This window comes from Aeromonas sp. FL131 (genome assembly GCF_049860615.1).
Taxonomy (GTDB): domain Bacteria; phylum Pseudomonadota; class Gammaproteobacteria; order Enterobacterales; family Aeromonadaceae; genus Aeromonas; species Aeromonas hydrophila.
Genome location: NZ_CP187595.1, coordinates 1,807,582 through 1,829,840, shown reverse-complemented (window position 1 = coordinate 1,829,840; position 22,259 = coordinate 1,807,582). Strand labels below are relative to the sequence as shown.

23 protein-coding genes are annotated in these 22,259 nt (G+C 60.0%); 5 read left to right on the top strand and 18 right to left on the bottom strand.

Annotated features, from left to right (window positions below; genetic code table 11):
- Window position 1: 1 nt before the first annotated feature.
- The gene (prpB, locus tag ACPW75_RS08535; protein WP_077097749.1) at window positions 2–889 is read right to left on the bottom strand and encodes a methylisocitrate lyase; all 888 of its coding nucleotides are present in this window, start codon (window positions 887–889) and stop codon (window positions 2–4) included.
- 148 nt (window positions 890–1,037) lie between these two features.
- Here prpB and ACPW75_RS08530 point away from each other — a divergent pair, with 148 nt between their 5' ends.
- The 5 genes from ACPW75_RS08530 (at window position 1,038) to rsmF (ending at window position 7,887) form a co-directional block, all read left to right on the top strand.
- Window positions 1,038–1,670: a paraquat-inducible protein A gene (locus tag ACPW75_RS08530; RefSeq protein ID WP_039215808.1), complete on the top strand. Its 633-nt coding sequence runs from the start codon at window positions 1,038–1,040 to the stop codon at window positions 1,668–1,670.
- Window positions 1,648–2,256, top strand: a complete 609-nt coding sequence (locus ACPW75_RS08525; protein WP_016350707.1) for a paraquat-inducible protein A — start codon at window positions 1,648–1,650, stop codon at window positions 2,254–2,256. The genes ACPW75_RS08530 and ACPW75_RS08525 overlap by 23 nt, the downstream gene beginning before the upstream one ends.
- Before the next feature lie 77 nt (window positions 2,257–2,333).
- Window positions 2,334–4,886 (top strand): MlaD family protein, encoded by a 2,553-nt coding sequence (locus tag ACPW75_RS08520; RefSeq protein ID WP_190284300.1) that lies wholly within the window; start codon window positions 2,334–2,336, stop codon window positions 4,884–4,886.
- Between the two features lie 126 nt (window positions 4,887–5,012).
- Window positions 5,013–6,350: an IS4-like element ISAeme15 family transposase gene (locus ACPW75_RS08515; RefSeq protein ID WP_024945976.1), complete on the top strand. Its 1,338-nt coding sequence runs from the start codon at window positions 5,013–5,015 to the stop codon at window positions 6,348–6,350.
- A 109-nt stretch (window positions 6,351–6,459) separates the two neighbouring features.
- Window positions 6,460–7,887 (top strand): 16S rRNA (cytosine(1407)-C(5))-methyltransferase RsmF, encoded by a 1,428-nt coding sequence (rsmF, locus tag ACPW75_RS08510; protein ID WP_043162715.1) that lies wholly within the window; start codon window positions 6,460–6,462, stop codon window positions 7,885–7,887.
- 220 nt (window positions 7,888–8,107) lie between these two features.
- Here rsmF and ACPW75_RS08505 read toward each other — a convergent pair whose 3' ends face one another.
- The 17 genes from ACPW75_RS08505 to yidZ all read right to left on the bottom strand — a co-directional run bounded on the left by ACPW75_RS08505 (window position 8,108) and on the right by yidZ (window position 22,257).
- Window positions 8,108–8,377 carry a RepB family protein gene (locus tag ACPW75_RS08505; RefSeq protein ID WP_077097002.1) on the bottom strand — a complete coding sequence of 90 codons (270 nt, stop codon included), beginning with the start codon at window positions 8,375–8,377 and terminating at the stop codon, window positions 8,108–8,110.
- A gap of 180 nt (window positions 8,378–8,557) precedes the next feature.
- Window positions 8,558–9,499: a site-specific integrase gene (locus ACPW75_RS08500; RefSeq protein ID WP_289710413.1), complete on the bottom strand. Its 942-nt coding sequence runs from the start codon at window positions 9,497–9,499 to the stop codon at window positions 8,558–8,560.
- A gap of 385 nt (window positions 9,500–9,884) precedes the next feature.
- Window positions 9,885–10,664 (bottom strand): TatD family hydrolase, encoded by a 780-nt coding sequence (locus ACPW75_RS08495; protein WP_077097005.1) that lies wholly within the window; start codon window positions 10,662–10,664, stop codon window positions 9,885–9,887.
- A 21-nt stretch (window positions 10,665–10,685) separates the two neighbouring features.
- The gene (holB, locus tag ACPW75_RS08490) at window positions 10,686–11,633 is read right to left on the bottom strand and encodes a DNA polymerase III subunit delta' (RefSeq protein ID WP_077097007.1); all 948 of its coding nucleotides are present in this window, start codon (window positions 11,631–11,633) and stop codon (window positions 10,686–10,688) included.
- Window positions 11,618–12,259 (bottom strand): dTMP kinase, encoded by a 642-nt coding sequence (gene tmk, locus ACPW75_RS08485; protein WP_077097009.1) that lies wholly within the window; start codon window positions 12,257–12,259, stop codon window positions 11,618–11,620. Before tmk ends, holB begins: the two co-directional genes overlap by 16 nt.
- Window positions 12,259–13,260, bottom strand: coding sequence for an endolytic transglycosylase MltG (mltG, locus tag ACPW75_RS08480; protein WP_016350715.1), 1,002 nt, complete (start codon window positions 13,258–13,260; stop codon window positions 12,259–12,261). The genes tmk and mltG overlap by 1 nt, the downstream gene beginning before the upstream one ends.
- Window positions 13,250–14,104, bottom strand: coding sequence for an aminodeoxychorismate lyase (gene pabC, locus ACPW75_RS08475; protein ID WP_077097011.1), 855 nt, complete (start codon window positions 14,102–14,104; stop codon window positions 13,250–13,252). Before pabC ends, mltG begins: the two co-directional genes overlap by 11 nt.
- Before the next feature lie 19 nt (window positions 14,105–14,123).
- Window positions 14,124–15,365 carry a beta-ketoacyl-ACP synthase II gene (fabF, locus tag ACPW75_RS08470; protein WP_017408413.1) on the bottom strand — a complete coding sequence of 414 codons (1,242 nt, stop codon included), beginning with the start codon at window positions 15,363–15,365 and terminating at the stop codon, window positions 14,124–14,126.
- A gap of 82 nt (window positions 15,366–15,447) precedes the next feature.
- Window positions 15,448–15,684, bottom strand: coding sequence for an acyl carrier protein (gene acpP / locus ACPW75_RS08465; protein WP_005300909.1), 237 nt, complete (start codon window positions 15,682–15,684; stop codon window positions 15,448–15,450).
- A gap of 157 nt (window positions 15,685–15,841) precedes the next feature.
- On the bottom strand, window positions 15,842–16,576 hold the full coding sequence (gene fabG, locus ACPW75_RS08460; RefSeq protein WP_005300916.1) for a 3-oxoacyl-ACP reductase FabG: 735 nt from the start codon (window positions 16,574–16,576) through the stop codon (window positions 15,842–15,844).
- A gap of 13 nt (window positions 16,577–16,589) precedes the next feature.
- Window positions 16,590–17,525 (bottom strand): ACP S-malonyltransferase, encoded by a 936-nt coding sequence (gene fabD / locus ACPW75_RS08455; protein WP_024944762.1) that lies wholly within the window; start codon window positions 17,523–17,525, stop codon window positions 16,590–16,592.
- Between the two features lie 69 nt (window positions 17,526–17,594).
- Entirely contained in the window at window positions 17,595–18,554 is a 960-nt protein-coding gene (locus ACPW75_RS08450) for a beta-ketoacyl-ACP synthase III (protein ID WP_017408410.1), read from the bottom strand.
- A gap of 7 nt (window positions 18,555–18,561) precedes the next feature.
- Complete coding sequence (plsX, locus tag ACPW75_RS08445) at window positions 18,562–19,581, bottom strand: phosphate acyltransferase PlsX (protein WP_077097013.1); 1,020 nt, start codon at window positions 19,579–19,581, stop codon at window positions 18,562–18,564.
- A 9-nt stretch (window positions 19,582–19,590) separates the two neighbouring features.
- On the bottom strand, window positions 19,591–19,758 hold the full coding sequence (rpmF, locus tag ACPW75_RS08440; protein WP_005300935.1) for a 50S ribosomal protein L32: 168 nt from the start codon (window positions 19,756–19,758) through the stop codon (window positions 19,591–19,593).
- Window positions 19,759–19,777: 19 nt separating this feature from the next.
- Window positions 19,778–20,299, bottom strand: a complete 522-nt coding sequence (gene yceD, locus ACPW75_RS08435; protein WP_011706102.1) for a 23S rRNA accumulation protein YceD — start codon at window positions 20,297–20,299, stop codon at window positions 19,778–19,780.
- Between the two features lie 248 nt (window positions 20,300–20,547).
- Window positions 20,548–21,213: an START domain-containing protein gene (locus ACPW75_RS08430; protein WP_077097015.1), complete on the bottom strand. Its 666-nt coding sequence runs from the start codon at window positions 21,211–21,213 to the stop codon at window positions 20,548–20,550.
- Between the two features lie 69 nt (window positions 21,214–21,282).
- Window positions 21,283–22,257 (bottom strand): HTH-type transcriptional regulator YidZ, encoded by a 975-nt coding sequence (yidZ, locus tag ACPW75_RS08425; protein ID WP_017764484.1) that lies wholly within the window; start codon window positions 22,255–22,257, stop codon window positions 21,283–21,285.
- Between the last annotated feature and the right edge of the window lie 2 nt (window positions 22,258–22,259).

Below are 22,259 nucleotides of genomic sequence, written 5' to 3'. Positions count from 1 at the left end.
CCTAGTCCCTGGATGTAAACAGACGGTCCAGCGTCTGCTCGTAGTGGTGATAACCGAGGAAATCGTAGAGCGACTCCCGGGTCTGCATGGTGTCGACGACGGCCCGCTGATGGCCATCCTGGCGAAGGTGCTGATAGACGTTGAGGGCCGCCTGATTGGCCGCCCGGCTGGCACTCAAGGGATAGAGCACCATGTCGACGCCGTGGGCGGCGAGTGCCTCCTTGTCGAACAGCTCGGTTTTGCCAAATTCGGTCATGTTGGCGAGAATGGGCACCCCGGCCGCCTGCTTGAACAGGTCATACTGACCGAGTTCGGTCACTGCCTCGGCGAAGATCATGTCGGCCCCGGCGGCCACATAGGCGGCGGCGCGCTCCAGCGCCGGGCCAATCCCCTCCACCGCCAGCGCATCGGTGCGGGCCATGATGATGAACTCGTCACTCTCGCGGGCATCCACCGCCGCCTTGATGCGATCACACATCTCTTCCTGCGAGACCACCGCCTTGTTGGGCCGGTGACCACAGCGCTTCTGGGCCACCTGATCTTCCATGTGCACGGCGGCCACCCCGGCCCGCTCGAAGGCGCGCACGGTGCGAGCGATGTTGAATGCCCCGCCCCAGCCGGTGTCGATGTCGACCAGTAGTGGCACACGGGTGGCTGCGGTGATGCGCTCGGCGTCGATCAGTACGTCGTTGAGGGAGGTCATGCCGAGATCCGGCAGGCCATAGGAGGCGTTGGCAACGCCGGCGCCTGACAGATAAATGGCCTGAAAGCCGCTGCGCTCCGCCATCAGCGCCATGTAGGCATTGATGGTGCCGACGATCTGCAGGGGGCGTTCGTTGGCGAGGGCGGTGCGAAAACGCAGGCCTGCCGAGGGGGTAAGGCTGGACATCATGACTCCTTTCACTTGTCTGGTGAGACTATCTAATATCACGTTTACGTTAACGTCAATCATACTTTCGTGGCATGCCCCCGCCAGGCAAGACAGGACGCGGCTTTTAGGGTAAATTTCACCAATTCCTTCAACAGGTTGAATCGTAATGTCGGATCTCAATCCCGTGATCGTCTGCCCGGCTTGCGACTTGCTGATCGAACGCAAGTTATTGCCGCTGAGGCGCCACGCCCACTGCCCCCGCTGTCACCAGCATCTGTACGGGCGCTATGCATTTCGCCCCTCCCAATTGATGGCGCTGACCATCACCGGCTTCCTGTTGCTCCCGTCCGCCTTCTTCGAACCGCTGATCTACCTGCGCCTGGCCGGCGTCAACTCGGACGCCAACCTGCTCAAGGGCATCATGGTGCTGCTGCTCGAGCACGAGATCTGGGTGGCGGGGCTGGTGTTCTGGTGCGCCGTGCTGGCGCCGGTGGGCTTGCTGCTCGGGATCTTTGCGCTGGCCTCGGGCCTCGCCAAACGCTGGCACATACTGGCGCCGACCCTGAAGGCGGTGGAGGTGTTTCGTCACTGGGCCATGCTGGAGGTCTACATCGTCAGCCTGCTGGTCGCCCTGTTCAAGCTGATCGACATCGCCGACGTGCGCCTCGGCGGCGGACTGTTGAGCCTGGGGATCCTGATGCTGCTCAACCTGACCCTGCTGATCCTGTTTGACCCGGCCCCCTACTGGGAGCGAGTGCCACTGGAGGAGCCGGACCATGTCCCAGACCAGCGCTCGTGAACTGGGGCTCTGCCGCTGCCACACCTGCGGCCTGTTGGTACGCTATCAGGCGGGCAGCGTCTGCCCTCGTTGTCACAGTCGGCTGCAGGTGCGCATTCCCCACTCCCTGGCCTGGTCCTGGGGGCTGCTGGCGCTGGCCAGCTTCATGCTGCTACCCGCCAACCTGCTGCCCATTACCCATTTCTATAACAAGGGATTGTTGCAGTCCGACACCATCTTCAGCGGTATCATGATGCTCTATCGCAGCAAGATGTCGGGTATCGCCACCATCGTCCTCACCGCCAGCATCATAGTGCCGGTGGGCAAGATCCTGGGGCTGGGTTGGATCTGCTGGCAGCTGCAGCGAACCAAGCCGGTGCGGCGCAAACGCCAGCTCATCATGTATCGCATCATCGATTTCATCGGCCGCTGGTCCATGCTGGACTTGTTCGTCATCTCGCTGATGGTGGCCCTGGTGGATCGCGGGGTGCTGCTCAACGTGCGGGCCGGCCCCGGCGCCACCGCCTTTGCCGGCGTGGTGGTGCTGACCATGATGTCGGCTCGCATGCTGGATACGCGCCTGCTGTGGGACAAGGCGGCCCGCTAGGGTCGGCTATCACATATGCCTGAAACTGTTTGTCTTTATCTGAACTGCTGTTTATCTCAGCCAATTAAGGAGTCGGTATGATCGGGGCTGAACCCGTCATTGAGAAGCGTCGCTGGTTGTCACCCGTCTGGTTGCTGCCCTTTATCGCCCTGTTGCTGGCGGGGGGCTTCATCTACCAGCAGTTTGCCAGTAGTGGCCAGCTGATCCGCATCAACTTCGCCCAGGGCAACGGTATCCTGCCGGGCAAGACCCAGGTGCGCTATCAGGGGGTCGCCATCGGGGTGGTGCAGGAGCTGGAGCTGGCCGAGGATGGCCGCAAGATAGCCGTGCTGGCCAAGATTGACAGCCGGGCCCGCCCGCTCATCCGCAAAGGCTCGGATTTCTGGCTGGTGAGCCCCAAGGCATCGCTCACCGAGATCTCCGGTCTCGATACCCTGGTCTCCGGCAACTACATCAACCTGCAGCCCGGGCGTGACAACAACCCGCTGCAGGAGGAGTTCGACGCGCTGGACGGCCCTCCCCCCGGTTATCAGGCCCAGGGGCGGATGCTGCACCTGACCGCCGATTCGCTCGGCTCGGTCGGCATCGGCGCCAAGCTCTATTTTCGCGGTATCGAGGTGGGCAGCGTCATCAACACCCGCCTTGGCGAAGAGAACCAGAACGTGATCCTGGATCTGGTGATCGAGCCGCGTTTTGAGCACCTCATCAAGGCCGACACCCGCTTCTGGAACATCAGCGGCATCAAGGGCTCCTTCAGCCTGGCCGGGGTCAATGTGGAGGCCGGCAGCCTCACCTCCATCCTGAGCGGCGGCATCGCCTTCGACTCTCCCAAGGACTCTCCGGAGCCGGAGAAAGGCCAGGTCTTTACCCTCTACAAAGGGTTGGCCGAAGCGGCTCGCGGCGAGCGGATCGACATTTTGGCGGGGGATCTGCCCATCAAAGAGGGGATGCCCATCCTGTTCGAAGGCATCGAGATCGGTCGCATCGACCCCATTCGCCTCACCGACAAGGGCCGGGTGGTGACTGCACTGATCAACCCGGAACAGGCGTTTCGGATCACCGGCAACAGTCGTCTGGTATGGGAGAGCGTCTCCCTTGACGCCGGTGGTATCAAGCATGCGGATCGCCTGCTGGCGGGTCCGGCCATTCGCCTCGACTATGTGGCGGGTGAGCGGGTCAAGGCCATGACCCTGAGCAGTAAAGAGCAACCGGGTGGCATCAAACTGGTGCTGCAGGCCGACGATCTGGCCGGCCTCAACGAAGGAGCGCCGCTCTGGTACAAGGGCTTGCAGGTGGGTCAGATCAGCCAGCTTACCCTGGATGGTGGCGGCAATGCCAGCGTGACCCTGGTCGTGCAGAGCCAGTATCAGCATCTACTGAACCGTGCCCGTTTCTATCGGGCAGCGCCGCTGCAGATCGATGCCGATCTGAGCGGCATCAAGGTGGAAACCAGCCCGGCCAGCGCCTGGATCGGTGGCGGCATCAAGCTGGTGCAGGCCCCCACCGGCGAGCGGCTCAACCGGCTCTATCCCAGCCAGGAACTGGCCCTGCTCGGTACCCGGGATACCAAGCCCCGTCGCTGGATCTTGAAGGCGGAGCAGGCTGACGGCATCGGCATCGGCTCCCCCGTGCTCTATTTGGGGCTAGAGGCCGGCAAGGTCAACGCGCTGCGCGCCGCCAAGGAGGGGGTGGAGATCGAACTCGAGATCGCCGGTGTCTATGCCCCCTTGCTGGAGCAGCAGCCGCAATTCTGGAAAAAACCGGCGCTGGATACCCGGGTGCGGGTGGATGGCGTGCAGGTCAAGGTGGGGAATCTCGCCACCCTGCTGCGCGGCGCCATCGAATTCGATCGGCTCGGCACGGGCCGCAGCAGTCACCAGCTGTTCGACAGCAAGGAGCAGGCCAAGGCCAAGGTACGGACCCTCTCCCTGGTGGCTGACAGCAACCCGGGACTCGGGGTCGGCAGCCCTATCCGCTACCGCGGGGTCGACATCGGCAAGATTGAACAGATTGAGCTGGAGCCAACCCTGGGTCAGGTGATCTTCAAGGCCGAGCTGGATGGCCAGTATGCCGCGCGCTTCCTGCAGTCTGGTGCCCGCTTCACCCTGGTGCAGGCCAAGCTGGGGCTGGGCGGCGTGGCCCACCTCGATACCCTGATCAAGGGCGCCTTTGTGGAGGCGCAGCCCGGTCAGGGCGCAGGCAAGGAGCGCTTTCCCCTCAGCCAAAGCGGCCCGGCCGGCCTGGCGCTTACCCTCAAGAGCGCGTCGGTCAACGGCTTGAGCGTCGGCAGCCCATTACTGTTTCGCAAGATGGTGGTGGGCAGCGTGACCAAGGTAGCGCTGGCCCGCGATGGCAGCGAGGTGCTGATCGACGTCAACGTGGAGCAGGAGTACGCCCATCTGGTGCGGGCCAACTCCCGCTTCTGGAATGTCTCCGGGGTCAAGGCAGATATCGGCCTGACCGGTGGCACCATCGAGGTAGAGACGGTGCAGAGCCTGCTCGCCGGCGGCATCGCCTTCAATACGCCGGAGAAAGAGATGGGGCCGACCGTCAAGGCCGGTCACAGCTACCCGCTGCATCCCAAGGCCGAGAAAGAGTGGCAGGAGTGGAGCCCCCGCATCCAGCCCTGATCGCTCCCCTCACCTACGTTCACCCAAGCCCGGCACTGTGCCGCAATGCTGATCAGTTAAGGATCCATTGACCGATCCTTCTGCTGTAGGACAATCCGGAACCAATCACTGGTTCCGGATTTTTTTATGTCTATTGCAAACGATCTGAACGATGTTGTTGAGGCATCTGGCGACATGCTGGCTCGGCTGGCCATTTTTGCCGACCATATTCCCGACGAATGGATTACTGCCGCTGCCGCCTTGTCTGAAAAGGCCACTATCCGCCGACGCCGCTTACCTTCTGATATGGTCTTGTGGCTCGTCGTGGGGATGGCCTTTTTCCGCAATGAGCCTATCTCCGAGGTCGCTCGGCGCCTCAACATCTGTGCAGAAGGGTTGGCCAATGATGCCTTGCTCGCGGACAGTGCCCTGTCTCAGGCCCGTCAGCGACTCGGCAAACAGCCGCTCGAGTGGCTGTTCAAACAGTGCGCCGATGTGTGGGGGCGGGAACGTTATCCTGAAGACCATTGGCACGGTTTACAGGTCTTTGCCATCGATGGGGCCCTGTTCCGAACCCAGGATATGCCTGAACTCAGAGCACATTTCGGCTCGGGTAACACCTCAACCAACCGGCAGACACCCTACCCGATGCTGCGGTTGGTCACGCTCATGAATGTCCGCTCGCATGTCATTGCCAACGCGGCCATCAGCCCGTACCGCAAAGGGGAAATCCCCCTGGCCAGCGAGTTCATTCACTCATTGCCGGACAAGTCAGTGACCCTGCTGGATAAAGGCTTCTTCGGTGCCGACCTGTTGCTGCGTATTCAGGCCGAAGACACCGACCGTCACTGGCTCATCCCGGAACGCAAGGGGCTGGTATACACGGAACTTGAGCGCTATGGCGACGGTGACCGTCTGTTGCAAATGACGGTCTCGCCTCAGGCTCGCAAGAAAAACCCGGCGTTGCCGACACACTGGCAAGTTCGCGCAGTGACCTATGAGGTGGCAGGCAAGGAGAAAACGGTCTTTACCTCCCTGCCCGTGGCGCGATTCAGCGCAGCTCAGGTGGCGACCCTGTACCACGAGCGCTGGGAAATCGAGCTGGGATACCGGGATATCAAAAGCGCGATGCAGCACAACGCCATCACGCTGAGAAGCAAGAAAGTGGACTTGGTCTATCAGGAGCTGTGGGGATTGCTGCTTGGATACAATCTGGTCAGGCGGGAGGCCAGCCAGGCCGCCGTAGCCCATCAGCGAGCGCCCAATGAGGTGAGCTTTAAGTTTGCCTGTCATTTCATCGCGAACCAGATGGCAGTGATGGCGGGCGCGTTATCGCCAGCCCATACGCCACGGAGGTTGGCGGAGTTGCGGGGCTGCATAGGCGTCATGTTCATAGAAAAACGCCCCAGGCCATCGAGACCCAGGGCGGTGAAGATATCAAAGACCCGTTTTCCGGTAAATCGCAATGCGGCTCCGCTTAAGTGAACAGCATTGCGGCACTGTGCCGGGCTTGTTTTTACCCGCCGTGTTTTCAGAATATTCCTACCCTTGTGATAAGATGTCGCCCCTCTTTTTCGGTCAACGAGACTGCACCGTGCACGACAACACCTATCTTCCCGATCACTTCTTGCGCCATATCGCGGCCATCATGCCGGCGCACCTCTCCATGGATGAGTTCGTGGCCAGTTGTCGACGACCGCTGCGGCGCAGCATTCGGGTCAATACCCTGAAGATCTCGGTGGCGGAGTTTGTGGTGCAGATGCAACCGCTCGGTTGGCAGCTCGATCCCGTGCCCTGGTGCGACACCGGCTTCTGGCTCAGTCGCGAAGACGAGAGCGTGCCCCTTGGCAACACCGCCGAGCATTTGAGCGGTCTCTTCTATATTCAGGAGGCGAGCTCCATGCTGCCGGTCACCGCCCTGTTTGCCTGCGAGCAGACCCGGCGCGACGGCATGTTGCTGGACGCGGCGGCGGCCCCCGGCTCCAAGACCACCCAGATCGCGGCCTTGATGAACAACCAGGGCATGCTGGTTGCCAACGAGTACTCCAGCAGCCGGCTCAAGGTGCTCAGTGCCAATCTGCAGCGCTGCGGCGTGACCAACGTGGGCATGACCCACTTCGATGCCAAGGTCTTCGGCCAGTGGTTGCCAGAAACCTTCGATGCCATCCTGCTCGACGCCCCCTGCTCCGGCGAGGGCACGGTACGCAAGGATGAAGACGCCTTGCGCAACTGGAGCATCGAGAGCATCGACGAGATTGCCGCGGTACAGCAGGGATTGCTGGAGAGTGCCTTTCATGCCCTCAAACCGGGCGGCGTGCTGGTCTACTCCACCTGTACCTTGAGCCTGCAGGAGAACCAGGCAGTCTGTCAGTCACTGCTGGACAAGTTCGGCGATGCGTTCAGCTTTGACTCGCTGGCCGATCTCTTCCCCGCTGCAGAGCAGGCCTGCACGCCGGAAGGATACCTGCACGTTTGGCCCCAAATCTTCGACAGTGAAGGCTTTTTCGTTGCAAGATTGCGCAAGCACCACTCCGTACCCAACACCATGTTCAAACCGGGCAAGCTCGGCAAATTCCCCTTCTCGCCGCTGCCGGCCAAAGAGTCCGAGCCCATGCTGCGCGAGATTGAAGCCGCCTTCGGGGTCGTGCCGCAGGGCAATCTGTTTGGCCGCAGCGAGGAGATCTGGCTCTTCCCCCAGCTGTTCGAACAGGTGCAGGGCAAATTGCGCTTCGATCGCATCGGGCTGAAACTGGCGGAGACCTTCAAGAAAGGTTATCGGCTGACCCATGAGTGGGCGCTGGCCTATGGCGACGGCGCGAGCAAGGGATTCGTCGAGCTCGGCATTGCTGATGCGCGGGAGTTCATGATGGGGCGGGATGTGTGGCCGGAGCAAGCCGCCGGCACTGGCGAGGTGATCGTTCGTTATCAGGGTCATACCCTGGGCATGGGGAAATGGGTGGGCAGCCGGGTCAAGAATGCCCTGCCCCGCGAGCTGGTGCGCGACAACAATCTGTTCGTGTAACGAGTGTCGTCGGAGCAGGAAAACCCACACTCCGGTTGAACTTTTACGTGGATCTTGAAAAGCCTTGAGCCTTGTCTAAGCTTAAGGCTATCCGAACACCAGTTAGCGCACGGCTCTGCAAGGAGCCAATTCCCCTATGCCAGGTACAAGGAATTCGTACCTGGCTTTTTTTATGTTCGCCGTTCGCATCTAGCAATTAGGCATCATGCCGCCGATGCGTTTACGCGAGCACCTCTGCCGGTTCTGGCACTTCGACATGCGGCGCGGTTTGCTTCTGTTCCAGCTCATGTTGATAAAGCAGATCGATGGCCTGCTCGATGAGAGAGGCCTGGCTGTCTTCGAGCTGCAACCCCAGCATGGCCAACCGTTCGGCGTGGCGATTGCTGATCCAGCATTGCAATCGGCTGTGAGTTTCCTGTTTGCGTTTCACGTGCTGGCGCTGGCGCTCGGCGTTGTCTTGCGCACTGCTCACTTTCATTTCCTGGCTCATATTACCTTGCAACTTTGATTCTTATCGCCTGTTATCTCTCATCGAGTCTTCACAATTCGCTGACGAACGTGAGGAGCCTGACTCTCCCCCTCTTGATGGGGGTGAGTTCAGTGCGCTGCAAATATATCATTGGATCAACAAGATATCATTTAACATAAAAATGTGAGTGACGCGGTTAGCTTACAGCAAGCCATCCAGGGCGTGATCCGAGAACTTGTGGGCATCGTCGAAATACTCCTGCAAGGTGCGGATGTCCTTGTGACGGGTGACCTCGATGATTTTGTTCATCGGTTTGCCGGCAGTGACCGCCGAGGTGATAAAACCTCGGCGCAGACTGTGGCCACTGACCTGGAGATCGTCGATGGCTTGACCGGTACGCCGCTTGATCATCAGATTGATACCCTGCGGACCGAGCGGCTCCTGCATGAGCTGACCCCAGCGATTCATGCGGCGAAACAGGGCACCCTCGCTGATCCTGCTCTGTTTGAGCCAGCGCGCCAGAGCCGATACCGGACAATATTGTTTACCTGGCACCAGGGCGATCTCCGTTTCATGCAGCTGATGCTTGCTGGGTTTGAGCCGAAGACGGATCCCCTGCCCTACAAAGTCGAGATCATCCACTTCAATTCTTGCGGCCTCCGAGCGTCGCAAGGCGCCGCTGAACATCAGCAACAACAGGGTGTAATCCCGCAGCCCCGCCAGATTGCCGGTGTCGATCTCGTCGAGCACACAGGCCAGCGGTTTCAGGGTCAGCGCCCCCGTTTTGCGTTTGCGGTTGTCACCGAGCCGCACTATGCCCCGCATCAGCTCCTTTATTTCCGCGTGCTCGGTCGGCATGGGATGGATCCCCTTCTGCTTGAAAGCATAACGAATGCCGGCGAGCCGTCTTACCAAGGTGGCCGGCTTGCGGGGTTCACCGTTGCGCAGTTCCCCCTTCCCCTCTTCTTTGTCCAGCCAGACCCAGTCGGCCAGGATGCCATCGGCCTGATCTGCCAGGAAGTTCATGATGTCATGATGGGTGATCTGCAATGGATCGAGCCCATGCAGCTGACACCAGAACACGAAGATGCGGGTATCGGCCTGATAGGCATTGAGGGTGGAGTCGGCTTTGGCGCTGCGCAGGAAGCGTCTGGCCCGGCTGTTCAACTGAGGATCGAAGACACTCTGCAAAGCCTGTTGCGTTTGGGCCTGGATGTGTGGGTAGTTCACTTAACTCTATGATTTAATGCGGAGTTTCGTTGGATCTTACAGGATCTTGCAGATCTATCAAGTATCGATAATGATTATTATCGATATCTATGAAGTGTGCTTTTAACACATTTATCCTCCTCATTTATTCCTCAAGCTCCCTCTGATCCCTGCTCCGTTTTATCAGGGTTGGGGATTTGATCTCATCAGCATCCACCACACCAAGTGAGAGATAACGACTATCCATGATTGTTTTTGGATAGGTCATGATAGTGCTGACTGTCATAGTAAAACGCCCCGCATAGCGGGGCGTTGTTTGTTATCGCTTTGCCAACTTGAACAACTCAAAGAAGTTGTGACTGGTCGCTTGCGCCAATTCGGCCAGCGGTATTTGCCGCAGATCCGCGATGAACTGGGCCACGTCGCGCACAAAGGCCGGCTCGTTCTCCCTGCCCCGGTGCGGAACTGGCGCCAGATAAGGTGAGTCGGTTTCAACCAGCAGCCGCTCCAGCGGCAGCGCCTTGACCACCGCCTGCAGAGCTGCCGCATTCTTGAAAGTGGCGATGCCGGAGATGGAGATATAAAAACCCATCGCCATGGCCGCCTCGGCCATCTCGAGCGACTCGGTGAAGCAGTGCAACACCCCGCCGACCTGCTCGGCCCCCTCTTCGCGCATGATCTGCAGGGTGTCCTGCTGGGCATCACGGGTATGGATGATGAGGGGTTTGTTCAGAGCGCGGGCCACCCGGATATGCTCGCGGAAGGAGGCCTGCTGTACTTCCTTGTTCTCCGGCGAATAGAAGTAGTCGAGCCCGGTCTCGCCGATGGCCACCACCCTTTCATCTGCCGCCTGGGTCAGCAACAAGGCGGCATCGACGCCAGGTTCCTGGTTGAGAGGGTGCACACCACAGGAGGCAAATACCTGAGGATAAGGGGCGATCGCTTCCAGCATGGTCGGGAACTGCACCTGGGTGACGCTCACGCACAGAAAATATCCCACGTCCTGCTCGGCGGCCTTGGCCAGCACATCGGCCATATTGGTCTGCTTGCGGCCATAGCTCAGGCGATCGAGATGACAATGGGAATCAACGAGTAACATATAAAACCTTTGTAGCGAGATCTATAACCAGCGAGTGAGCCAGTTCATCAGATGGATGGTGGGATTGGAGAGCTGCCCCGGCTGACAGGCCATCTTCAGCTCGACCAGCTGTTGCTCCGCCTCCAGCAGCTTCTCGCTGGAATGAAGCTCGGCCAGTTGCTGGCTGAGTGCCGTCAGATCCGGCATCGCCAGCTGATGATGACCACAACCGGCCTGCGTCTTGAGAGCATCGCACAAGAACAGCTGCAACCAGTGCAGCCTGACCTGGGTATCGCTCGCCAGCAGACCGCACACGTGGTTGGCCCGGGTCGGCGTCTGTGCCAGCGCGAGAAAACTCTCCAGCAGATCCCGGCGGGCACTGTCTTGCTGCTCTTCGATATAGCGCAGCACCCGCAGCGGCGCCCCCTGGCAGATCCGTACCTGGGCCAGCGTGGCCTGATGACCCTGCTCGGCCAGCCAGCGCACCGTCTCACCCTCGGCAGGCAACTGGCAGACATGTTTGTGACAGCGACTGAGAATGGTCGGCAACAGGCGGGAAACCTGGGAGGCGATCAGCAGCAGCAAGCTGTCGCCGGCAGGCTCTTCCAGGGTTTTGAGCAGGGCGTTGGCGGCCGACTCCGTCATGCGCTCCGCATCCGGGATGATCACCACCTTGCCGCGGCCAAGCTGGGCCGAATTCTGCAGGCGCGAACAGATCTCGCGGATGGCCTCGACCCCGATGGTCTTGCTCTCCGTCGTCAGGGTGCCCAGATCCGGATGATGGCCCTTCTCAAACAGCTGGCAGGAGTGACATTGCCCACAGGGCTCACCCCGCTCGGGCCGATGACAGAGGTGCAAGCGCGCCAATTGTTCCGCAAGCTGCTCCTTGCCAAGACCGGGATCACCGAGCAACAACCAGGCGTGACCGAGTCGGCCGGCCGCGGCGGTCTGGCTTAAGGCATGCCAGTCCGGGATCAACCAGGGATACATGAGGGCTCATCTTTCAGATAGTGGGCCAATGCAGCCTCGATGGCCGCCTTGACCTGCGCCGGCGCTTGGCCGGCATCGATCACCTTGATTGACTCATCAGCGGCGGCCAATTCCAGATAGCGCTGGCGGGTACGTTCGAAGAAGCTGAGTTGCTCGAGCTCGATCCGGTCCAGTTCACCGCGGTGGCGAGCCCGTTGCAGACCGATGGCGGGATCGATGTCGAGATAAAGCGTCAGATCCGGTTTGAAGTCGCCGAGCACGGCCCGTTTGATGGCGCCGATGAGGTTGGCATCGATGCCGCGGCCACCGCCCTGATAGGCCTGGGACGAGAGATCGTGGCGATCGCCCACCACCCAGATGCCGTCGGCCAGCGCCGGCTTGATGCGGGTCTCGACCAGCTGGACCCGGGAGGCGTACATCAGCAACAGTTCGGCTTCGATGGTGAGGCGCTCGTCGTGCACTTCCTTGACGATGGCCCGCATCCGCTCGGCCAGCGGGGTGCCGCCCGGCTCACGGGTACACTCGATCCGCGCCACGCCGTGGCCATGCAGATAGTCGGTCACATAACGCACCGCGGAGCTCTTCCCTGCTCCTTCCAGTCCTTCAATCACGATAAATTTAGACATTAGGGTTTCTTCAATATGTATTCGCGGACCGCCCGATTGTGTTCATCGAGGGTCTTGGAGAAGTAGTGGGCACCTCCCCCTTTGGCGACAAAATAGAGGTAGTCGGTCGATTTGGGGTTGAGCGCCGCTTCGATGGAAGCCTTGCCCGGCATGGCGATGGGCGTGGGCGGCAAGCCGTCGATCACATAGGTGTTGTAGGGGTTCACATCCGTCAGGTCGCTGCGGCGGATGTTGCCATCATACCTGTCCTTCACCCCGTAGATGACGGTGGGATCAGTCTGCAGCTTCATGCCAAGGCGCAGGCGATTGACGAACACCGAGGCAATCTGGGCCCGCTCTTCCGGCTGCCCGGTCTCTTTCTCGATGATCGAGGCCATGATCAGCGCCTCGTAAGGGGTCTTGTAAGGCAAATTGGCCTGGCGCTTGTCCCAGCTCTGCTGCAGGAAGGCCCGCATGTCCTGATAGGCCCGGCGCAGGATGGAAATATCGCTGGCATGGGTGGTATAGGCGTAAGTCTCCGGCAGGAACCACCCCTCCAGCTTGCCATTGTCGATGCCAAGCTCCTGGGCCAGATCCGCCTCGCTCTGCTCCACCGTCAAGCGCTCCAGATAAGGGGCGCTGGCCAGCTGCTTCAGCCAATCCTCGAAACGGGATCCTTCGACGAAGGTCAGGCTGAAGTGAAACTCCTTGCCGGAGGCGAACAGGGAGAGGGTCTCCTTGAGCGGCGCCCCTTCCTTGATTTCATAGGTGCCGGATTTGATGGCAACCAGCTCGGGGTGACCGCGCAGCCAGAGCCGCACCGCCCAGGGACTGGTTTCCCCCTCCCCCAGTTCGGCGATCAGGCGCGCCGCATGGGCCCCCTTCTCGACGGTAAAGAGGCGGGTCGGCCCCTTGTTGGTGAGCGTCTCCACCTGCTGCCATTTGTAATGTACATAGCCCCCGGCCACGGCGACTGTCAGCGCCGCGCCCGCGAGCAGGGTGTAAAGCCGATTAAACTTCAATGACCAAACGCTCCTGTAAGCGGCGGATCAATACCGGACTGGCATATTGGGTCTCCCCGATGCCGGTCACCGGCACTATGCCCATCAGGGTATTGGTCAGCCATACCTCTTCGGCCTGCCACAGTGACTCCAGCGGAGCCTCCACGACACGCAGTTCAATGCTCATCTGTTTTAGCATCGCCATCACATGGCGCCGCATGATGCCGTCTATGCCGCAGTGGGTAAGATCCGGCGTAAACACCGTTCTGCCACGGCGCCAAAACAGATTGGCACTGACCCCTTCTACCAGAAATCCCCGGCTGTTCAAGACTATACCTTCGACTCCCGAACGCGCCGCAAGTTCGCTTTTCAGCAGCACCTGCTCCAGCCGGTTGAGGGTCTTGAGGCCCGCCAGCATGGGGGCATCGCCCAGTCGTTGCTGGCACACCAGCAGTGGAATACCGGTTTGCTGCCACGCCGGGTAGTGAGCCGGGTAAGCAGCCAGCGACAGGATCCGGGTCGGTGCATGGCAGGCGGTGCCATCATACCCCCGACCACCGCTGCCTCGGGTCAGCATCACCTTGATCACCGCCAGCGTCTGGTCGCGAGCCATCCCGGCGACCTCGTCACCAAGTTGTTGCCAGTCCAGCTCGGCAAGGCCGAGTCTGGCGCTCGCTTGCTGCAGCCGTGCCAGGTGAGCCGGCCACCAGACGGGGTGACCATCCTTGACCAGCAAGGTGGTGAAATGGCCATCGCCATAAGCCAGGCCACGATCCATGGCGGAAACGCTGTCTGTCGGTATTCCATTGATCAGCAAAAGGATCCCTCCGATAAAAAAGGCCCGATACTGTCGTATCGGGCCCATACTATCCGCCCAGGGCGAATTATACGCGTTTGAAGATCAGTGAGCCATTGGTGCCACCAAAACCGAAGGAATTGGAGAGGGCGTATTCGAAGTTGCCAGCCTTGGCAACATGAGGCACCAGGTCCAGATCGCACTCATCATCCGGGTTGTCCAGGTTGATGGTGGGCGGCGCCATCTGATCGCGCAGCGCCAGTACCGTGATGATCGCCTCGATGGCGCCGGCGGCACCCAGCAGGTGACCGGTCATCGACTTGGTGGAGCTGATCATCAGGGATTTGGCATGCTCGCCAAACACCGCTTTCATGCCGCGCAGTTCGGCCACGTCACCCAGGGGGGTGGAAGTGCCGTGGGCGTTGATGTAACCCACCTGCTCGGGGGCGATGCCGGCATCCTTGATGGCATTTTGCATGGCGCGGGCGCCACCGTTGCCGTCAGCGGGAGGCGCCGTCATGTGGTAGGCATCGCCACTCATGCCAAAACCGACCAGCTCGGCGTAGATCTTGGCGCCGCGGGCCTTGGCATGTTCGTACTCTTCCAGCACCAGCACCCCGGCGCCATCACCCAGCACGAAACCGTCGCGATCTTTATCCCACGGACGGCTGGCCTTGGTGGGCTCGTCGTTGCGGTTGGAGAGCGCCTTGGCCGCCGCAAAACCCCCCATCCCCATCGGGGTGGAAGCTTTCTCGGCGCCGCCGGCCACCATCACGTCCGCATCACCGTAGGCGATCATCCGGCCGGCCATGCCGATGGCATGGGTACCTGTGGTACAGGCGGTGGTCACGGCGATGTTCGGCCCTTGCAGACCCTTCATGATGGAGAGATGACCGGACACCATATTGATGATGGTGGACGGCACGAAGAAGGGGCTCAGCTTGCGGGGGCCACCGTTGACCAAGCTGCTGTGGTTCTGTTCAATCAGACCCAGGCCGCCGATACCGGAACCGATCGCCACACCGACGCGCTCGGCATTTGCCTCGTTGATGACGAGACCGGCATCATCCAGCGCCTGTATGCCTGCGGCGATACCGTACTGGATGAAGAGATCCATCTTGCGAGCTTCTTTGCGGTTGATACCGTACTGCTCGGGATCGAAATCCTTGACCTGGCCTGCGAAACGGGTCGCAAACTCGCTGGCATCAAAGTGTTCGATGGGAGAAATGCCGCTCTGCCCGTTGAGCAGGGCTTGCCAGCTGGATTCGGCAGTGTTGCCTACCGGGGAAAGCATCCCCAAGCCGGTCACCACGACTCTGCGTTTTGACACTGAGGTAGTCTCCGAGAGGTGTTTTGAAAAGGGGTAAACATAAAAGAAGCGGCCCTTGGGCCGCTTCTTTCAGAACAGGAACTTATTCCTGATTAGCGGTGATGTAGTCGATAGCCGCTTGAACAGTGGTGATCTTCTCGGCTTCTTCATCAGGAATTTCGGTATCGAATTCTTCTTCCAGCGCCATTACCAGTTCAACGGTATCCAAAGAGTCAGCGCCCAGGTCGTCGACGAAGGAGGCAGCGTTCTTAACGTCTTCTTCTTTAACACCCAGTTGTTCGATGATGATTTTCTTTACGCGTTCTTCGATGTTGCTCATGACCTGAATTTTCCTTTAAAAATACGCTATTGCGTCTGGTTGGGGTAGTTTATTCAATTGACGTGAGTTTGCAAGTGGCTTGCCGCTGGTCAAACCACGAAATTCGCCAAACTTCGGCGTACTATCGCAAATTTGAACAGATCTCACGACAAATTGATTACACCATGTACATCCCGCCATTAACATGCAGGGTTTCGCCAGTGATGTAGGCGGCATCATCCGATGCCAAGAATACCACAGCAGCGGCAATTTCTTTTGGATCGCCCAGACGAGCGGCAGGCACCTGGCTCATGATGCCGGCACGCTGCTCTTCATTGAGCGCCTTGGTCATATCGGTCTCGATGAAACCGGGGGCAACCGCGTTCACGGTAATGCCGCGGGAGGCCACTTCACGGGCCAGCGACTTGGTAAAACCAACCAGCCCCGCCTTGGCGGCCGCATAGTTGACCTGACCGGCGTTGCCCATGGTGCCCACCACGGAGCCGATGCTGATGATGCGACCATTGCGCTTCTTCATCATGGCGCGCAGCACCGGTTTGCTCAGTCGATACAGGGAGGTGAGGTTGGTGTCGATGATCTCGTTCCACTCATCGTCCTTCATCCGCATCAGCAGGTTGTCACGGGTGATACCGGCGTTGTTGATCAGGATGTCGATGTCACCAAAACGCGCCTTGATGGCGGCGAAGACGGCTTCGATGGATTCCTGGCTGGTCACGTTCAGCGCCATGCCGCAACCCTGTTCACCCAGATAGGCGCTGATCGCCTCGGCGCCGCTCTCGCTGGTTGCCGTGCCGACTACCTTGGCGCCACGGGCCGCAAAAGTTTCGGCAATTGCACGGCCGATGCCACGACTGGCACCGGTCACCAACACAACCTTATCGGTAAAGCTCATTACTTGCTCCTGTTTACTTGATCTGGGCCAGCGCCTGCTCGAAAGAGGCGGCGTCGTTGGCATGAATACCTTCCACGCGCTTGTCGATGCGCTTGGCGAGCCCGGTCAATACCTTGCCCGGTCCCATCTCGATCTCGAGGGTAACCCCCTCATTGGCCATCCGCTCGACAGTCTCGGTCCAACGAACCGGACTGAACAGCTGACGCACCAGAGCCTGTTTGATGGCGGCCGGATCCTGTTCACAGGATACATCGACATTATTGATGACAGCGATGGCAGGAACCTTGATCTCGATCCCGTCCAGCGCAGCTGCCAATTTTTCTGCGGCAGGTTTCATCAGGGCGCAGTGAGAAGGCACGGAGACCGGCAGCGGCAGTGCACGCTTGGCGCCGGACTCTTTCATCAGCACGTTGGCACGCTCGACGGCCTCTTTGTGGCCGGCGATGACCACCTGGCCCGGAGAGTTGAAGTTGACCGGGGAGACCACCTGTCCTTGCGCCGCTTTTTCGCAGTTGGCGGCGATGGCGTCATTGTCCAGCCCGATGATGGCGGCCATGGCACCGGTGCCTTCCGGCACGGCTTCCTGCATGGCCAGACCACGCAGCTCGACCAGTTTGACCGCATCGGTAAAGGCCAGTGCACCGCTGCACACCAGGGCGGAGTACTCACCCAGGCTGTGGCCAGCCATCACGGCGGGGGTTGCCCCACCCTGTTGTTGCCACAGGCGCCACAGCGCGACAGAGGCTGTCAGCAAGGCGGGCTGGGTGCGCCAGGTCTTGTTCAGATCGTCGGCCGGACCATCCATCACCAGGGCAAACAGGTCATAACCCAGCACCTGGCTCGCCTCGGCGAAGGTCTCCTTGATCACGGCATGTTGTTCGGCCAGCTCGGCCAGCATGCCGACGGTTTGGGAGCCCTGTCCCGGGAAGGCAATGGCAAATTGGGTCATCATTGATTCCTTTAGATAAGACAAAAATGAGAGCAGCAGGATGAGCCAGATTGCTCATCCCGACCACGATCAGAGGCGAACCAGCGCCGAGCCCCAGGCAAAACCACCGCCGAAGGCCTCCAGCAGTACCAGCTGGCCCGGTTTGATCCGGCCGTCACGCACCCCTTCATCGAAGGCAATGGGCACGGAGGCGGCAGAGGTGTTGCCGTGCTTGTCGAGGGTCAGCACCACCTTGTCCAGCCCCATGCCAAGCTTCTTGGCGGTGGCGCTGATGATGCGGAAGTTGGCCTGATGAGGCACCAGCCAGTCCAGCTCGCTCGGCGCGATGCCGGCGGCGGCCAGGGTCTCGGTGACGATCTCGCTCAAACGAGTGACCGCCACCTTGAACACATCGTTGCCCTTCATGTACATGTAGGCTTCAAGCTCGGCCCCCGGCATACCGCGGCGCGGCTGCGGCAGCTTGAGTAGATCGCCGTAACGGCCATCGGCATGCAGATGGGTGGAGAGAATGCCCGGTGTTTCGCTGGCGCCGATCACCACGGCCCCTGCCCCGTCACCAAAGAGGATGATAGTGCCGCGATCTTCCGGATCGCACATGCGTGACAGCACATCGGCCCCGACCACCAGGACGTGGCGGGCAGCACCGGATTTGACGAACTGATCGGCGATGGAGAGCGCGTAGGTAAAGCCGGCGCAGGCGGCGGCCACATCAAAAGCCGGGATCCCTTGCACCCCGAGCAGCCCCTGCAATTCACAGGCTGCGGCCGGGAAGGCGTTCTCGGCACTGGTGGTGGCCAGCACTATCATGTCGAGATCGGCAGCGGTCAGGCCCGCCGCGTCCAGGGCGCGCAGAGCAGCCTGGTGAGACAGGGTGGCGACGGTTTCATCGGCACCGGCAATGCGACGTTCACGGATCCCGGTACGCTCCACAATCCACTCGTCGCTGGTTTCCACCATCTGTTCGAGATCGGCATTGGTACGTACCGAGTTCGGCAGATAACTGCCAGTACCCAAAATTTTGCTATGCATAGAGTTCTTATAGATCCCTGTCGGAAAAGACAGATTCAAGGCGATCTGCTATTTGCAATGGAAGTTGATGCTTGGCCTCTTGCGCGGCCAGCAGGATCGCGTTACATAGGGCGCGCCGTTCGGCCCGCCCGTGGCTTTTTACCACAATGCCGCGCAATCCTAACAGACTTGCACCGTTATACTGGTCGGGGTTCAGGTAAGAAAAACGCCGTTTGAACATAAATCCGGCGATACGACCAAGAAAACTGCTTTTTTTGCGGGGATATCCGGCCAGTTGGGCCATCATCCGCACGACCCCTTCCGCCGTCTTGAGGGCCACGTTGCCAACAAAACCGTCGCAGACGATCACGTCGCACTCACCGCTGAAGATCCGGTCCCCTTCGACAAAACCGACGAAGTTGAGCGCCTGGCACTGGCGCAGCAACTCGGCACTGTGGCGCACCAGATCGTTGCCCTTGATCTCCTCCTCCCCCACGTTGAGCAGGGCCACCCTGGGAGTGGCAATGCCCTCCACCTTTTCAGCCACCACGGCGCCCATCACCGCAAATTGCAGCAGGGTATCGGCATCACAGCTGACGTTGGCGCCAAGATCCAGCATCACGGTACGTTTGCCGGAAAGAGTGGGCAGCGCCTTGATGAGGGCGGGTCGGTCGACCCCGGGCAGGGATTTGAGCACGCACTTGGCCATCGCCATCAGCGCACCGGTATTACCGGCGCTGACGCAGGCATCGGCCTCGCCGGCCTTCACCAGATTGAGGACGACCCGCATGGAGGAGTCTTTCAGGGTGCGCAGCGCCACGATCGGTTTGTCGCCCATGCCAACCACCTGGGATGCATGCACGAAACGAACGCGGGGGTGATTCAGCAAGCCATGTTGCTGCAAAAGAGGGGTGGTCTGGTGTTGGTCACCAACCAGGATCAGTTTTAACTGGGGTAAAAGAGACAGTGCCTGCACGGCGGCAGGCACTGTTTCCGAGGGGCCAATATCTCCCCCCATGATGTCTAGCGCGACAGTTTGCGTAGACAAAGGCAATCCTTAAGCGATTACCTTTTTACCGCGGTAGAAACCATCGGCAGTCACGTGGTGACGACGATGAATTTCGCCACTGGTCTGATCAACAGTCAGGGCAGCGGTGGTCAGCGCATCGTGGGAACGACGCATGCCACGCTTGGCACGGGTTTTACGGTTCTGTTGTACGGCCATTGTAGGCTAACTCCTAAATTCACTTACGTTTAAGCTCTTCAAGAACTGCAAAGGGATTCGGCCGCTCATCAGCAGGTTCGATTTCACCCCAGGTCATCTCCATGTTACCGCGCGGGCAAGCATCCATGGGATGCATGGCCACCTGCGGCAACGAGAGGATGAGTTCATCCTCCAGGATTTGATGAAGATCCATCTCGCCGTTTTCGTCCAACTCAATGGGCTCATAAGCTTCCGGCAGTTCTTCCTCGTTTGTTCTCTCGAACAGCGGAGTGTAGATAAATTCAGCTTCACAGAGATGCTCGAATGTTTCTCCACAACGCTGGCAAACCAGGTCAACCTTGGCATGGGCAGTGCCTTTCATAACGGTCAACTTCTGGACATCTTTGCCAAAGTGCAGCGATACATCGATATCACTCTGCAAGCCTGCGGTTGATTCCTCCAGCCTGGGCATCTGCGACTTTTCCACTATCCCGACATAATCGAGCAGCTTCGAGGCACTACGGACTGGATCAACCTTTACGGGCAACTTCACCTTTTGCATAGGGCGCGAATATTATAGGTCCAACAACTGATAGTCAAAGGAAAAAGTCCTTACCGCCGATGATTTTAACCTCACAACCCCCGCACATGGCGGAACTTGCGCTCACCGGTGGCTGATTATGCCATAAACCCACGGATCCGACACCGGATCCTGGCCGCATTTGCGTTGACGGCGGGGATCCGGCGCACTCCTTGACAGCAGCATTTCACAGCGCAGGTGGCTCAACCACTCCCCTGCCCCCACAGGGTTCATGGATGGCTGCCGCACAGCCCGACTAGGCGCCCCTGCCGCATGCGGGCGCAAGGGCAAGGCTCGGGCGGGATGGCCTCCATCAGGCGACGGATGGCCCGAAAACTGTCCAGCGCCGCCTGGGCGGCGATGGGATTGATAAGCCAGCCAGGCAGGTTGTCACCCGGGTTGGTATAAGTTTCGAGGCGTATCAGGGTGGTGCCGTTGAGTTGCGGCACCGCCTCCCAGCGTCCTTCACTTGCGCGGATCCGCACCCGACCGGGGTAAGGCGGCAGTGCATCAGGGGCGGCCCATACCGTCAGCACCAGGGCGCAATTTGGCAGGCGTTGCAGGCGGGAGTGGGTGATAAGCTCCCGCTCCTGTACCGGCCAGGGCGCAGAGAGCCGGGTATAGACCAGATCTTCATCGGGTGCCGGCTTGGCCAGCACCCTTACCTCCAGGCTCTGAGGCAGCCACTCCTGATGGCGGGAAGTATCGCGCAGTACGGCCAGCAGTGCCGACGGCGGCGCGGCCACGTTCATCTCCAGGCGCAAAGCCTGAAAAGCGCCAGGGGGATGAGCCCGGCTCCACAGCAATATGCCCGCCTCCCCCGCCTGCAGGTGCCAGCCCTGTGCCCAGGCCGGTATACAGAGCAACCATAACAGCCATATCCCGACTCTCATCATCCATGACCCCGTTTTGCCCATTCCTATGCTTATAGCCGTTTTTATGACCCTGCGAGGTAGAGGCCAGGGTTAACCTGCGCCGGTTGCCCCGATATGCTGGTGGTAGAGCCGTTTGATCTCGTCGCGCAGCCACAGCACCTTGGTGTTGTGGTTGTTGCGCTTGTGCCAGAGCAGGATGAAGGCGATGTCGAGTTGCCGATAGAGGGCTTCATCCAGCGGCAGCGGCAAGGAGATCAGATTGTCGTGGTGCTGACGGGCATAGCTGGCGCAATAGGAGGGCACCACCGCGATCAGTTCGTGGTCAGACTGGGCTGCGATATGCAGCGCCTGCTCGAAGCTGGAGACCCGGATCGGCACCTGCCGGCTGAGCCCCTCATCATCCAGCAGGCTGTCGAGCGCCCAGGCATCGCTCGCCTCCCACACCACGCTGACATGGGGATAGGCGAGGAAGTTGTCGAGGTTCCAGGTGCGGGCCAGCAGCGGGTGATCCTTGCGCAAAAACACCATGGGCCTGTCTTCGAACAACACCTCGTGATCGATGTAATAGGGCAGCCGGTTGACCCTGGCCAGCGAGCTGGGGTGGGTTTCCCTCGCACAGAAGCCGAGATCGGCATCACCATTGATGATGTCGTTGAGGGAGTGATGGTCCCAGTTCATGATCCGGATGGTCGATTTGCGATAGGTTTCATAAATCACCATGGGCAGGTCATTGAGAAAGCTGATGTAAAAGGGCGACTCCAGCACCAGCCTGAACGCGGCCCCCGCCGGAATGGCATTGCCGCAGAGAGAGGCGATGTTGCCCGATAGCTGGAACCACTCCTTGAGCTCTTCCTCCAGGGTGAGCGACAGATTGGTGGGCTCCAACCCCCGCTGAGTGCGAAGGAACAGCGGGTCGTCGAACCAGTCGCGCAGCCGCGCCAGCGCCTTGCTGACGGTGGGCGCCGTGACATTAAGTTTCTTGGCCGCCTTGGTGACACTGCGCTCTTGCAGCAACAGCCGAAATACCACCAACAAATTGAGATCGAGGTCGATCAGGGGACGCATGC